The organism is Buttiauxella brennerae ATCC 51605, assembly GCF_001654925.1.
Taxonomy (GTDB): Bacteria; Pseudomonadota; Gammaproteobacteria; order Enterobacterales; family Enterobacteriaceae; genus Buttiauxella; species Buttiauxella brennerae.
Window position 1 is genome coordinate 21,258 of the sequence record NZ_LXER01000036.1, and the last position, 13,429, is coordinate 34,686.

Here is a 13,429-nt window from a genome sequence, read left to right on the forward strand (position 1 = left end):
TTGGGGAAGTGATGAAACAAAACGTGCCAGGAAATAACCCGGGAATGGTAGACAACGAGTTGGACATTCGTGGTTTGTTCCGGACACTGTGGCGAGGAAAGTTCTGGATTATTGGGATGGCAGTTTTGTTTGCTGCCGTCGCACTGGTCTACACCTTTTTTGCGAAGCAGGAGTGGAGTGCTAACGCGATAACCGATCGCCCGACAGTCAACATGTTGGGGGGCTATTATTCGCAGCAGCAGTTCCTGCGTAACCTTGATTTCAAAGCCAATATGCAGCCGGTGGATCAACCTTCGGTGATGGATGAAGCTTACAAAGAATTCGTCATGCAGCTGTCTGCTTATGACACGCGTCGTGATTTTTGGCTACAGACTGACTATTACAAACAACGCCAGGTCGGCAACAGTAAGGTTGATGCCGCACTGTTAGATGAGCTGGTTGATAATATTCAGTTTACCGCAGGCGACGTGACGCGTAACACCAGCGATAGCGTGAAATTGATAGCAGAAACGGCGGCAGATGCGAATAACCTCCTGCGCCAGTACGTTGCTTTTGCCAGCCAGCGCGCAGCAAGTCACCTCAATGAAGAGCTGAGTGGCGCATGGGCGGCCCGAACTATCCAGATGAAAGCGCAAGTAAAACGTCAGGAAGCGGTTGCACAAGCTATCTTCTCCCGCAAATTGCACAGCATTGAACAAGCGCTGAAAATTGCTCAACAGCAAAATATTGCTAAGAGTGAAACTGAAGTTCCTGCCGACGAGTTGCCAGATTCTGAAATGTTTATGTTAGGTCGTCCTATGCTGCAAGCGCGCCTTGAAAGCCTGCAAGCCGTAGGGCCAAACTATGACATCGACTACGACCAGAATCGCGCCATGTTGTCGACGCTGAATGTCGGGCCAACGCTTGACGCTCGCTTCCAGACCTACCGATATTTACGTACCCCTGAAGAGCCTGTGAAGCGTGATAGTCCGCGCCGGGTATTCTTGCTGATCATGTGGGGTATGGTTGGGGCCCTGATTGGTGCGGGTGTGGCATTAGCCCGCCGTCCAAAATTTTTGTAACGCCCTTACCCGGTGAAGGCTCGATGGACGGCCTTCACCTTTTTTAACAAAAGAGAATTACCGTGAAAGTGTTAACTGTATTTGGCACGCGCCCGGAGGCTATTAAAATGGCTCCTCTGGTTGACGCATTGGCAAAAGACGCGTTTTTTGACGCCAAAGTATGCGTGACAGCACAGCATCGTGAGATGTTGGACCAGGTGCTGAATTTATTTTCCATCGAGCCGGATTATGATTTAAACATCATGAAACCGGGGCAAGGACTGACGGAAATTACCTGCCGCATCCTCGAGGGGTTAAAGCCGATACTTGAGTCCTTTAAACCTGATGTTGTGCTGGTTCACGGTGATACTACGACCACAGTTGCCACAAGCCTTGCGGCATTTTATCAACGTATACCTGTCGGCCATGTTGAAGCGGGTTTGCGTACCGGGGATCTCTATTCTCCGTGGCCTGAAGAAGCAAACAGAACCCTCACCGGTCATCTGGCGATGTATCACTTTGCGCCGACAGAAAACTCCCGACAAAACTTATTACGCGAAAATATCAGCGACAATAAAATATTCGTCACCGGCAACACCGTGATTGATGCGCTGATTTCTGTCCGTGACCGTGTATTTGCTGATGACAGCTTGCGTCGTTCTCTGGCCGAATGTCATCCATTCCTGGACAGCAGTAAGAAACTGATCCTGGTTACGGGGCACCGCCGTGAAAGTTTTGGTAATGGCTTTGAGCGCATTTGCCATGCACTGGCGCAGATTGCCAAAGAAAACAGTGATGTCCAGATTGTTTATCCTGTGCACCTGAACCCGAATGTCAGCGAACCTGTGACGCGCATTCTGGGGGATGTCAAAAATGTGGTGCTGATAGACCCGCAAGAATACTTACCGTTTGTCTATTTGATGAATCATGCATACCTGATTCTTACCGACTCTGGTGGCATCCAGGAAGAAGCTCCATCACTGGGTAAACCTGTGCTGGTGATGCGTGATACGACAGAGCGCCCGGAAGCGGTTGATGCAGGAACCGTTCGTCTGGTCGGTACGGATACACAAGAAATTGTTCGCCAGGTGACTCGTCTGTTGAAAGACGAAGATGAATATCAAGTCATGAGTCGTGCCCATAACCCTTATGGTGGCGGGAAGGCTTGTGAGCAAATTTTGGCTGCATTGAAGAAAAATCAGGTGACACAACAATGAGTTTTGCAACCATCTCTGTGATTGGTCTGGGTTATATCGGATTGCCAACCGCGGCAGCATTTGCGTCTAAACAGCAAAATGTCGTCGGTATTGATATCAACCAGCATGCGGTAGACACCATTAATCGTGGTGCGATTCACATTGTTGAGCCAGATCTGGATAAGGTGGTTAAAGCGGCAGTGGAAGGCGGGTTCTTGCGCGCTAGCACCCAACCGGTTGAAGCAGATGCTTATTTAATTGCAGTACCAACGCCCTTCAAAGGCGATCACCAACCCGACATGGTTTTTGTCAAAGCAGCGGCGGAATCCATCGCTCCGGTACTTAAGAAAGGTGCGATGGTGATTCTTGAGTCCACCTCGCCAGTCGGTTCTACCGAGCAAATGGCGGGTTGGTTAGCAGAGCTTCGTCCTGACCTGACATTCCCACAGCAGGCTGGTGAAGCGGCAGATATTAATGTCGCCTACTGCCCGGAACGCGTACTGCCGGGCCAGGTGATGGTTGAGCTTATCAAAAACGATCGTGTCATTGGTGGTATGACGCCAGTTTGCTCGGCGCGTGCCAGCGAACTCTACAAAATTTTCCTTGAAGGCGAATGTGTGGTGACCAACTCCCGCACCGCTGAAATGTGCAAGCTGACGGAAAATAGCTTCCGCGATGTGAATATTGCCTTCGCAAATGAGCTATCCCTGATTTGTGCCGATCAAGAGATCAACGTCTGGGAATTGATTCGTCTGGCTAATCGCCACCCGCGCGTCAATATCTTGCAGCCAGGACCGGGCGTGGGTGGGCATTGTATCGCTGTTGATCCGTGGTTCATCGTTGCTCAAAACCCTGAACAGGCACAGCTGATTCGTACGGCGCGCGAAGTTAACGATGGCAAACCGCACTGGGTCGTTAACCAGGTGAAGGCTGCTGTTGCCGATTGCCTCGCAGAAACCGGCAAACGTGCCAGTGACATTACGATTGCTTGCTTTGGCCTTGCGTTTAAACCCAATATTGACGACCTGCGTGAAAGCCCTGCCATGGAAATCGCTGAGCTTCTCAGCACCTGGCATAGCGGCAAAACGTTGGCTGTTGAGCCAAACATTCACCAGTTGCCGAAAAAACTGGTCGGCAGCTGTGAGTTAGCCACCATCGATGACGCTCTTCAACAGGCTGATGTATTGGTAATGTTGGTTGACCACCATGCCTTCAAAGCCATTCCAGGTTCACAAGTCCAACAAAGCTGGATTGTGGATACCAAAGGGGTCTGGCGCTAGGTTCTACCCGGGGTTGGTGAAGCCGATGACAATTTGCTCTATTCCTGTTCACGCAAGAATTGAATCTCTTAACTGGGAGAATCAATTCTTTGCCGTGAACAGTGGAATCCTGCGTTTCGACGACGGCGCTCCCTTGCTGGCCGAGCAACATCTCGATCCTTACTCCCGCATTCAGGCGAAAATCCCCACCCAACAAACCGCCTTGCTCGATGGCTTACAGCTGTTCGGCTTTAAGTTGGTTGAAGGGGAAGTCGATCTTGCGATGACAGTTGGCATGCAAAATGCTGCACCTTCTGTACAGTTGGCAACAAGTGTGGATATCCCTGTTTTACGGGATTTAGCCGCTAAAATTTTTACACAAAGCCGGTTTCGAACCCCCTGGTATCAACCTGGCGACAGTGGCCGTTTTTACGCCCAATGGGTTGAGAATGCGGTGCTAGGTAGTTTTGATCACGAGTGTCTGTTGTTAAAAGACGCAGGGGTGATACAAGGCTTTGTGAGCATGCGCCAACTTAATGAACGTGAAGCGCGGATTGGCTTACTGGCGGGACGAGGCGTTGGTGCTCAGCTCATGGACGCCGCGCGTTTTTGGTGTCAACTGCGTGGGCTACAAATACTCCGCGTGGCAACACAAATCAGCAATACCGCAGCTTTGCGACGTTATATTCAAAGCGGTGCCACTATAGAAAGCACCGCCTTCTGGTTATACAGGTGAAAAAATGATTCCATTTAATGCTCCGCCAGTTGTAGGCACGGAAATCGAATACATGCAGGCTGCAATGGGCAGCGGCAAACTCTGTGGTGACGGCGGCTTCACGCGTCGTTGCCAACAGTGGATGGAGCACCGTTTTGGCAGCAAGAAAGTCCTGTTAACACCGTCCTGTACCGCATCGTTGGAAATGGCGGCGCTGCTGCTAAATATTCAGCCTGGCGATGAAGTGATCATGCCAAGCTATACTTTTGTTTCGACAGCGAATGCCTTTGTTCTGCGTGGTGCAAAAGTTGTCTTTGTTGATATTCGCCCGGACACGATGAATATCGACGAGAAGCTGATTGAAGCCGCCATCACCGAGAAAACGCGGGCGATTGTTCCGGTTCATTACGCAGGTGTTGCCTGTGAAATGGACACCATCATGGCGATTGCGAACAAGCATAATCTGTTTGTGGTAGAAGATGCCGCGCAGGGTGTGATGTCGACCTACAAAGGTCGCGCATTAGGGACCATTGGCCACATCGGTTGCTTCAGCTTCCATGAAACCAAAAACTACACCGCGGGTGGTGAAGGCGGTGCAACACTGATTAACGACGCATCGCTTATCGAACGTGCGGAAATCATTCGCGAGAAAGGCACCAATCGTAGCCAGTTCTTCCGCGGTCAGGTGGACAAATACACCTGGCGTGATATTGGTTCGAGCTATCTGATGGCTGACCTCCAGGCCGCTTATCTTTGGGCGCAACTGGAAGCGGCAGAAAAGATTAACCAGCAGCGTCTGAAGCTGTGGCATACCTATCACGATGCGCTGGCTCCGTTGGCGAAGGCCGGGCGTATTGAACTGCCATCGGTTCCAAAAGACTGTGTGCAGAATGCGCATATGTTTTATATCAAATTGCGTGATATCGAAGACCGCAGCGCGCTGATCGCGTACCTGAAAGAAGCCGAGATTCTGGCGGTTTTCCACTACATCCCATTGCATGCTTGCCCGGCAGGGGAAAAGTTTGGCTATTTCCACGGCGAAGATCGTTTCACCACTCAAGAGAGCGAACGCCTGTTGCGCTTGCCACTGTTCTATAACTTGTCTCCGGCAAACCAGCGAACAGTTATCAATACGCTGTTAAGCTTCTTCTCCTGATATGTCACTCGCAAAAGCCTCAGTGTGGACCGCAGGGTCCACACTGGTAAAAATTGCTGCCGGTTTACTGGTGGTGAAGTTGCTTGCGGTCGCATATGGGCCGAGTGGGGTCGGGCAGGCAGGGAACTTCCGCCAGATGGTCACCGTATTAGGTGTGCTCGCTGGAGCGGGGATTTTCAACGGCGTGACAAAATACGTCGCGCAGTATCACGATCAACCTGAACAACTCCGCAAAGTCATCGGCACATCCTCGGCGATGGTTCTGGGCTTCTCTACCCTTTTAGCCATCATCTTTGTCGTCGCGGCAAAACCCATCAGCCTTGGGTTATTTGGGCATGAAGATTACCAGGATTTAGTGCGTCTGGTCGCGCTGGTACAAATGGGCATCGCCTGGGCGAACTTATCGCTGGCTATCATGAAAGGGTTCCGTGATGCGGCCGGTAATGCACTGGCGCTGATTGGCGGCAGTATTATTGGCGTGATTGCCTATTACCTTTGTTATCGCCTCGGCGGCTATCAAGGTGCGTTGTTAGGGTTGGCATTAGTGCCTGCGCTGGTACTCATTCCAGCGGGCATCATGCTGGTTCGCCGCGAACACGTGCCGTTAAGCTATCTGAAACCGCAGTGGGATAAAGTCTACGCCAGCAGCCTTGGCAAATTTACCATCATGGCGTTAATCACCTCGGTGACATTACCGGTGGCTTACGTGATGATGCGAAACCTTCTGGCGGCCCATTACAGCTGGGATGACGTGGGGATATGGCAGGGTGTGAGCAGTATTTCAGATGCTTACCTGCAATTTATTACCGCCTCGTTTAGCGTTTATCTGCTGCCAACGCTTTCGCGCCTAACCAACAAACACGATATCAGCCGTGAAATTGTTCGTTCCCTGAAGTTCGTGTTGCCTGCGGTTGCTCTGGCGAGTTTTACCGTCTGGCTGTTACGTGACTTTGCCATCTGGCTGCTTTTCTCGCATAAATTTATAGCGATGCGCGATCTTTTCGCCTGGCAGTTGGTTGGGGATGTACTGAAAGTGGGCTCATACGTGTTTGGCTATCTGGTGATAGCAAAGGCGTCGCTACGCTTCTATATTTTGACTGAAATTAGCCAGTTCGCTTTGTTGACCGGTTTTTCACATTGGCTTATACCTGCTCACGGCGCTTTGGGAGCCGCGCAGGCTTATATGGCAACGTACATCATTTATTTCACGCTCTGTTGCAGCGTTTTTCTCATTTATCGTAGACGAGCATGACGACACTGATTCACGTTTTGGGATCGGATATCCCGCATCATAACCAAACGGTGCTGCGCTTCTTCAATGACGCGCTGGCGGCCGCAAATCCTCACGCCCGCCAGTTTATGGTGGTTTCAAAGGACGACTCATTGTTGTCCGCTTTCCCCGCGCTCACTATTACACGCTATCTAACCAAAAAAGCGCTGGCGAAAGCCGTTGTGGAAAAAGCACGAGCCAACCGGCAGCAAAACTTTTTCTTCCATGGGCAGTTTAATAGCGCGTTGTGGATTGCGTTGCTGACGGGTGGTTTGAAGCCTCGCCAGATGAACTGGCATATCTGGGGCGCTGACCTTTATGAAGCGTCTAACAGCCTCAAGTTTCGCGCGTTTTACCTGCTGCGCCGCATTGCGCAGGGGCGAGTGGGGAAAGTCTTTGCCACGCGTGGCGACTTGAGCTACTTCCACGAACGCCACCCACGCGTGCCTGGGGAGCTGATTTATTTCCCAACGAGAATGGACCCTGCGCTCAATAGCATGGTCTGTGAGGAGAAAACGGCTGGCAAACTGACGCTGCTGGTGGGCAACTCCGGTGACAACAGTAATCAACACATTGCTGCGCTAAAAGCGATTCATGATCAGTTTGGTGATCGGGTTCGAGTGGTGGTGCCAATGGGGTATCCAGCTAACAACGACGCGTATATCAATGAAGTGCAGCAGGCGGGTAGTGCGCTATTCAGTAAAGATAACCTGCAAATCCTGACGGAGAAAATAGACTTCGATGATTACCTCGCGCTTTTACGCCAGTGTGATCTCGGCTATTTCATTTTTGACCGTCAGCAGGGGATCGGCACGCTGTGCTTGCTGATTCAGGCGGGTATTCCTTGCGTGTTGAGCCGGAAAAATCCGTTCTGGCAGGATATGACTGAACAGCATATCCCGGTGCTTTTTGCCGGCGATACGCTAAACGAGCAGATCGTTCGCGAAGCGCAGCGTCAACTACGCTTACTGGATAAGCAACAGATCGCTTTCTTTAGCCCAAATTACATTGATGGCTGGAAACGCGCGCTGGATATTGCATCAGGAGAAACCGCATGAGTATGCTGCAATTTGGCGGTTTGTTTGTGGTCTGGTTCTTATCAGTGATGTTCATTGGAACCTTAACGTACCAGGAATTTCGTCGGGTACGTTTCAATTTTAACGTGTTCTTCTCACTGCTTTATCTGCTGACATTTTTCTTTGGCTTCCCGTTTACCTGTACCCTGGTGTTCCGCTTCGGAGTCTCGGTGGTTCCTGCAGATGTGTTATTGCAAGCACAGCTCGCTGCTGCGTGTTTCTATGGCATTTATTACGTTGCCTATAAAACGCGGCTGCGTGAGAAGCGAGAGTCAGCGGTCCGGCGGCCACTCTTCACCATGAACCGTGTTGAAACGCATTTGACGTGGGTAATGCTGGCGGTTGTAGCACTGGTGAGCGTCAGCATCTTCTTTATGCATAACGGCTTTTTGCTGTTTAAGCTGCACTCTTACAGCCAGATTTTCTCCAGCGAAGTATCAGGCGTTGCGTTAAAACGCTTCTTCTACTTCTTCATTCCCGCGATGCTGGTGGTCTATTTCCTTAAGCAAGATGGCCGCGCCTGGATGTTTTTCCTGGTCAGTACCATTGCGTTTGGTTTGCTGACCTACATGATTGTGGGGGGGACTCGCGCCAACATTATTATCGCCTTCGCCATCTTCTTGTTCATCGGCATTATCCGCGGCTGGATTTCACTGTGGATGCTGGCGGTGGCGGGTGTGTTTGGCATCGTAGGTATGTTCTGGCTGGCGTTGAAACGCTACGGGCTGAATGTCAATGGCGAAGAGGCGTTTTATACCTTCCTCTACCTGACGCGCGATACCTTCTCCCCGTGGGAAAATCTTGGGTTGCTGCTACAAAATTACGACAAAATCGAGTTCCAGGGCCTGGCGCCCATTGTGCGTGATTTTTATGTCTTTATTCCAACCTGGTTATGGCCAACGCGACCGGGCATCGTGCTTAACAGTGCGAACTACTTTACCTGGGAAATCCTCAACAATCATTCCGGGCTGGCGATTTCACCGACCTTAATCGGATCGCTGGTGGTGATGGGTGGCGTGTGGTTTATTCCGCTCGGCGCGGTTGTGGTTGGGCTAATCATTAAATGGTTCGACTGGTTATACGACCTCGGCAATCGGGAAACCAACAAATATAAAGCCGCCATTTTGCATAGCTTCTGTTTTGGGGCGATCTTTAACATGATTGTGCTGGCGCGTGAGGGACTGGATTCGTTTGTGTCCCGCGTGGTGTTTTTCATTGTGGTGTTTGGCGCCTGCTTGCTGTTTGCGAAACTACTTTATTGGTTATTTGATAGTGCAGGGTTGGTACATCAACGCTTACGGCCATCGCCGCGTGTTGTGCCAGCCACTCAAAACACGTCACAAGGAATATCATGACTCCACTCACTACCGCCCCATCCTATGCTATTCGCGGTCTGAGCCTCCTTGGTTGGCGCGATATGCAGCATGCTCTGGATTACCTCTATGCCGAGGGTTCGCTGCGTAGCGGCACGCTGGTGGCGATTAATGCCGAGAAAATCCTGACGGCAGAACGCGACCAGGAAGTTCGCACGCTCATTGAGAATGCGGAATACAAATATGCCGATGGCATTAGCGTGGTGCGTTCGATTCGGAAAAAGTTTCCTGGTGCGGTTGTGTCGCGAGTTCCTGGCGCTGATCTCTGGGAAGCCCTGATGGAACGTGCAGGTAAAGAGGGTACACCTGTTTTCCTGATTGGTGGGAAACCCGAAATACTGGCACAGACCGAAGCCAAACTGCGAAAGCAGTGGAACGTCAATATTGTTGGCAGCCAGGATGGATACTTCAAGTCTGAGCAGCAGCATGCGTTGTTTGAGCGTATTGGTGAAAGCGGTGCGGCAATTGTCACGGTAGCAATGGGTTCACCGCGTCAGGAGCTGTTTATGCGCGATTGCCGCAAGGTTTACCCTGATGCGCTGTATATGGGCGTGGGCGGGACGTACGATGTCTTTACTGGGCACGTGAAACGCGCACCAAAGGTATGGCAAAACCTGGGTCTTGAGTGGTTATATCGCTTATTGTCGCAACCGAGCCGCATTACACGCCAAATAAAGTTGCTGCGTTATCTGGCCTGGCACTACACCGGGCGATTGTAAAACGTCACTAACTGCAGCGGTAAAGTGAGTTTCAGGGCTTAATTTGGCTGGATAATCATCAGAATGTGCAAAGCATAACCAAATGCGCATTTTATTTAAATAAGCACTAGACAGGTGAGCATGAAGGCCGTAATATCCGACCCCGCAACGGCGCTATGCGCCCGTAGCTCAGCTGGATAGAGCGCTGCCCTCCGGAGGCAGAGGTCTCAGGTTCGAATCCTGTCGGGCGCACCATTAGTTGAATGGCGCTGGAGCTGCGGCGGTACTCTTCGCAAGAAGATAGTCCGCGCGAAAAGATTTACAGTGGTGGCTATAGCTCAGTTGGTAGAGCCCTGGATTGTGATTCCAGTTGTCGTGGGTTCGAGTCCCATTAGCCACCCCATTTAATTTAGTGATATTGCGAAGGTGGCGGAATTGGTAGACGCGCTAGCTTCAGGTGTTAGTGTTCTTACGGACGTGAGGGTTCAAGTCCCTCTCTTCGCACCATCTCTAAGTTAAGCAGTAAGATGTGAATGCAGTATTTCGGCGAGTAGCGCAGCTTGGTAGCGCAACTGGTTTGGGACCAGTGGGTCGGAGGTTCGAATCCTCTCTCGCCGACCAATTTCAAGAAAGCCCAACCGCAAGGTTGGGCTTTTTTACGTCTGTAGTTTATGGGGTTGTAGGAAAGGATGGTGCTGTGCCTGGCTCGCCTGGAAAATCCGCATCGCACAACCCCGAATCCCAATCCCCAGTCTCTAAATCACGACATCACGATATTTATTGTCGCCGTTTGGTGACTCTTAACTTATTGATATAAATGAATAACGATAATTCCCGGTTTAAGTGTCTCTAAAAGGAGACGCTCTTGTCGGGTTTTGCAGGGACTGGAATAGCCAACGTGGTGTGCATGTCTTCTGAGATAACATCATGAATATAAAATGATTCCAGGTTGATGGTATTTATGAATTCAAACCTGGCATGCATCGTGCAATAATATATCTGTAGATGCTCATTCCACTTCTTATGTTTGCTCAGGCTTCATAAACCCAGGAATGACGCAGAGCCGATTACGGTGCTTATCGTCCACCGACAGATGTCGTCTTTCAGACCTCATCCAACACCATGGACATAACGTTGAGTGAAGCACCACTTAGTTGTCTTAAAGACCTGTTTTGACACCTGCCGATTGGCAGGTGTTTTTTTTTGTCTCGGGGGAGGGGAAAAGGGCGAATGTCATCGCCCTGGGGTATTACGAATTAGGATTGTTTTGCAGGGTGAGTAACAAACCATCACGGCGCATCAGAGCCGCTTCTTCCGGGTTATGTAGTTTGTCCAGGCAATCTGCCAGCCATGCATAATCAAAAGCATCAGGGCGCTGTTTGATAGCCTCGCGGAAAGCCTCACACGCTTGTTGCCATTCGCCATGTTTCATCAGCAACTGGCCCAGCGTGCTGTAGAGCAACGGGCGATCGCCTTGCGTCTTAATCTGCTGACGGAGAGCTTTCTCCAGCTGTTCCGGGTTTCCTGATTTCAGGCGCGGCATCAGTAATATCAAGCGTTCGTCATACTGGCGTTTCAGGCCATCAAGAATGATTTCCTGAGCGGCATCATGATCGTCGCATTCAATAAGATGCTCCGCCATCGCAACCTGTAGCACGGTTTCATGACGAGTCTTACGACTTTGGTTCTTCCACCAGGTTTTCAGCCCATCGTTACCTTGTTCCGCCATTGCTTGATCCATCAAGCCAATCCAGGCCTGCTGTTGAAGTGCCAGGCGGTGGGCTTCATCGCCAATCTGGGCTTTGTCCATGGCGGGCAAAATATCGAGTAGCGATCCCCATGCTCCGGTGCGCACATAGGCCATTTCCGCAAGACGCAGTACTTCCGGGTGGCGCGGAGAAATCTCCAGCAGCTTATCTACGCCATGACGTGCCGCGTGGTTTTCATTGCGAGTCAATTGCAGACGCACACGGGTAATCTCAACCGGCAGTTGGTCGTTATCTGCCAGTTCGGCTGCGCGTTCCAGATGCTGATTGGCACGAATTTCATCGCCACGCTGTTGTGCGGCTTCTGCTGCCAGTAAATAGTTTACGACTGGCTGTTCGGCATGATCGGCATTTTTCAGCATCAGCTTCTCAACTTGCTGATAATCACCTTCAGCAAGTTTCAGCAATGCCGCTTTGGTTTGCTTACGCGCACGGCTGCTTTTGCGCCCGACAAACCAGCCACGAGTACGAGCGCCAGTACGGAATACGCGGCGCAGAACCCATTCGATGGCAAACAACACGACCATGGTCAGGATCAAAATGATCACCAGGCCAGTGACGCTGGTTTCCACGTTGTAATTATCGGTCTGGATCAACACATAGCCCTGATGCCCGGCAAGCATTGGCCCAAGCACGATCCCGGCGATCAACAACAGAAAGAGCAATAAGACTTTAATCATGCTTATTCTCCTTGAGTTGGCGCAGGCGCTTGTTCAGGCGCGGCAGGTTGTTCGGCAGGAGCAGTTGCGCTCGCGGCAGGCTGGGCAAGCAAATTACGCACCCGGGTCTGCATCAGCTTTTCCAGTAGAGGCTGGCTTTCCAGCGTCTGCGGCACATCCATGTTGATGCTTTGCTGGCTGAGAGAATCCAGCTCATCAAGGAAGGATTTTGTCACGCTGTCGTTGGTGTCGTAATAAGCACGAACCCATGTGGAAACATTCTCCAGCGACTGCTTATAGGTTTCGTCCTGGTGGCGAGGCACCGCTTGTGCCGCAACTAACAAACGCGAGCGGATATTTTCACGCAGGTAAACATCCTGGTTTGGTGCCAGAAGCGGAACGGCAGTTTCATCACGACGGCGGATAGTAATGAAACTATCCATAAAGCTATGCCAGCTTTTAGCCAGGTTTTGACGCCATTCAGTCACCGTGCCGGACAATTCGTTACCGTCGGAGTCCATTGGTGTATCGTCAGAATTGTTATCCGCCAGACGCAGGTTATCGACTTGATTAGAAAGCTGATTAAGTTTGAGGATAATCCCGTCGTAGTCGACCTGAGTAATTGCCGATAGTGCGGAAATATCGTCTGTCAGCGCACGGCGTACCGCGAGTAAGCTCGGGTCATTCATATCCGCAAGGCTGGCATCGGCACTTTTCAACAGTGCAGCCGCTGTGGTGACATCCTGATCGCTCCACAATTTCCGCCCGGCCAGTTTCACCAGGAAGTCGGATTGTGCTAACAACCAGGTTTTTGCATCGCTGCCGGAAATCGTGGCGACTTTTTGCTGCACTTCATCAAGCTCGCGAGCCAGGTTTGCCTGCTGGCGATCTGACTCCTGAAGTGCAGTTGCTTGCTGCTTAATGGTCGTTTCCAGAGAAGATTGCTGCTGTTCTTGTTGCTTTTGTAAGGCGGTGAGCTGCGTTGCCAGGGCATCAGTGTTGGCATTTTGCGCCGCTGCCTGATGCTTACCATAACTGTAAAGACCGCCACCTAACGCAAGTGCAATAGCAATGGCGATAGCACCCAGCGCAATTCCGGCAATCCCACTACGATTTTTTTGCGGTGGTTGTTCTGGAAGTGGCGTGCTTTCCACCGCCGGTTTGGTTTCTTCAACCATGGCGGAGGTATTATGTTGTTCCGTCATTGTGGCGTCCCATTAT

General features: G+C 51.0%; 11 protein-coding genes and 4 tRNA genes. 13 read left to right on the forward strand and 2 right to left on the reverse strand.

Going from position 1 to position 13,429, the window contains the following annotated elements:
- Nucleotides 1–11 precede the first annotated feature (11 nt).
- From wzzE to M975_RS19840, 13 genes are all read left to right on the forward strand, one after another.
- Nucleotides 12–1,061, forward strand: coding sequence for an ECA polysaccharide chain length modulation protein (gene wzzE, locus M975_RS19780; protein ID WP_064561596.1), 1,050 nt, complete (start codon nucleotides 12–14; stop codon nucleotides 1,059–1,061).
- 62 nt (nucleotides 1,062–1,123) lie between these two features.
- Nucleotides 1,124–2,257 carry a non-hydrolyzing UDP-N-acetylglucosamine 2-epimerase gene (gene wecB / locus M975_RS19785; protein ID WP_064561597.1) on the forward strand — a complete coding sequence of 378 codons (1,134 nt, stop codon included), beginning with the start codon at nucleotides 1,124–1,126 and terminating at the stop codon, nucleotides 2,255–2,257.
- Nucleotides 2,254–3,516, forward strand: coding sequence for a UDP-N-acetyl-D-mannosamine dehydrogenase (wecC, locus tag M975_RS19790; protein ID WP_064561598.1), 1,263 nt, complete (start codon nucleotides 2,254–2,256; stop codon nucleotides 3,514–3,516). Before wecB ends, wecC begins: the two co-directional genes overlap by 4 nt.
- Before the next feature lie 40 nt (nucleotides 3,517–3,556).
- A complete protein-coding gene (gene rffC / locus M975_RS19795; protein WP_064561659.1) occupies nucleotides 3,557–4,231 on the forward strand; it encodes a dTDP-4-amino-4,6-dideoxy-D-galactose acyltransferase in 675 nt (224 codons plus the stop codon).
- Between the two features lie 4 nt (nucleotides 4,232–4,235).
- Entirely contained in the window at nucleotides 4,236–5,366 is a 1,131-nt protein-coding gene (rffA, locus tag M975_RS19800; RefSeq protein WP_064561599.1) for a dTDP-4-amino-4,6-dideoxygalactose transaminase, read from the forward strand.
- A 1-nt stretch (nucleotide 5,367) separates the two neighbouring features.
- Complete coding sequence (wzxE, locus tag M975_RS19805; protein ID WP_064561600.1) at nucleotides 5,368–6,618, forward strand: lipid III flippase WzxE; 1,251 nt, start codon at nucleotides 5,368–5,370, stop codon at nucleotides 6,616–6,618.
- A complete protein-coding gene (locus M975_RS19810) occupies nucleotides 6,615–7,694 on the forward strand; it encodes a TDP-N-acetylfucosamine:lipid II N-acetylfucosaminyltransferase (protein WP_064561601.1) in 1,080 nt (359 codons plus the stop codon). Before wzxE ends, M975_RS19810 begins: the two co-directional genes overlap by 4 nt.
- The gene (gene wzyE / locus M975_RS19815) at nucleotides 7,691–9,067 is read left to right on the forward strand and encodes an ECA oligosaccharide polymerase (RefSeq protein WP_064561603.1); all 1,377 of its coding nucleotides are present in this window, start codon (nucleotides 7,691–7,693) and stop codon (nucleotides 9,065–9,067) included. Before M975_RS19810 ends, wzyE begins: the two co-directional genes overlap by 4 nt.
- A complete protein-coding gene (wecG, locus tag M975_RS19820; protein ID WP_064561605.1) occupies nucleotides 9,064–9,804 on the forward strand; it encodes a lipopolysaccharide N-acetylmannosaminouronosyltransferase in 741 nt (246 codons plus the stop codon). Before wzyE ends, wecG begins: the two co-directional genes overlap by 4 nt.
- Before the next feature lie 157 nt (nucleotides 9,805–9,961).
- Nucleotides 9,962–10,038: transfer RNA gene (locus M975_RS19825), tRNA-Arg, on the forward strand.
- A 72-nt stretch (nucleotides 10,039–10,110) separates the two neighbouring features.
- Nucleotides 10,111–10,186: transfer RNA gene (locus tag M975_RS19830), tRNA-His, on the forward strand.
- 17 nt (nucleotides 10,187–10,203) lie between these two features.
- Nucleotides 10,204–10,290: transfer RNA gene (locus tag M975_RS19835), tRNA-Leu, on the forward strand.
- A 37-nt stretch (nucleotides 10,291–10,327) separates the two neighbouring features.
- Nucleotides 10,328–10,404 (forward strand) — tRNA-Pro (locus tag M975_RS19840).
- Between the two features lie 628 nt (nucleotides 10,405–11,032).
- Here M975_RS19840 and hemY read toward each other — a convergent pair.
- Together hemY and hemX are read right to left on the reverse strand one after the other, a co-directional pair.
- Nucleotides 11,033–12,229: a protoheme IX biogenesis protein HemY gene (hemY, locus tag M975_RS19845; protein ID WP_064561607.1), complete on the reverse strand. Its 1,197-nt coding sequence runs from the start codon at nucleotides 12,227–12,229 to the stop codon at nucleotides 11,033–11,035.
- A 2-nt stretch (nucleotides 12,230–12,231) separates the two neighbouring features.
- The gene (gene hemX / locus M975_RS19850) at nucleotides 12,232–13,413 is read right to left on the reverse strand and encodes a uroporphyrinogen-III C-methyltransferase (protein ID WP_064561609.1); all 1,182 of its coding nucleotides are present in this window, start codon (nucleotides 13,411–13,413) and stop codon (nucleotides 12,232–12,234) included.
- Between the last annotated feature and the right edge of the window lie 16 nt (nucleotides 13,414–13,429).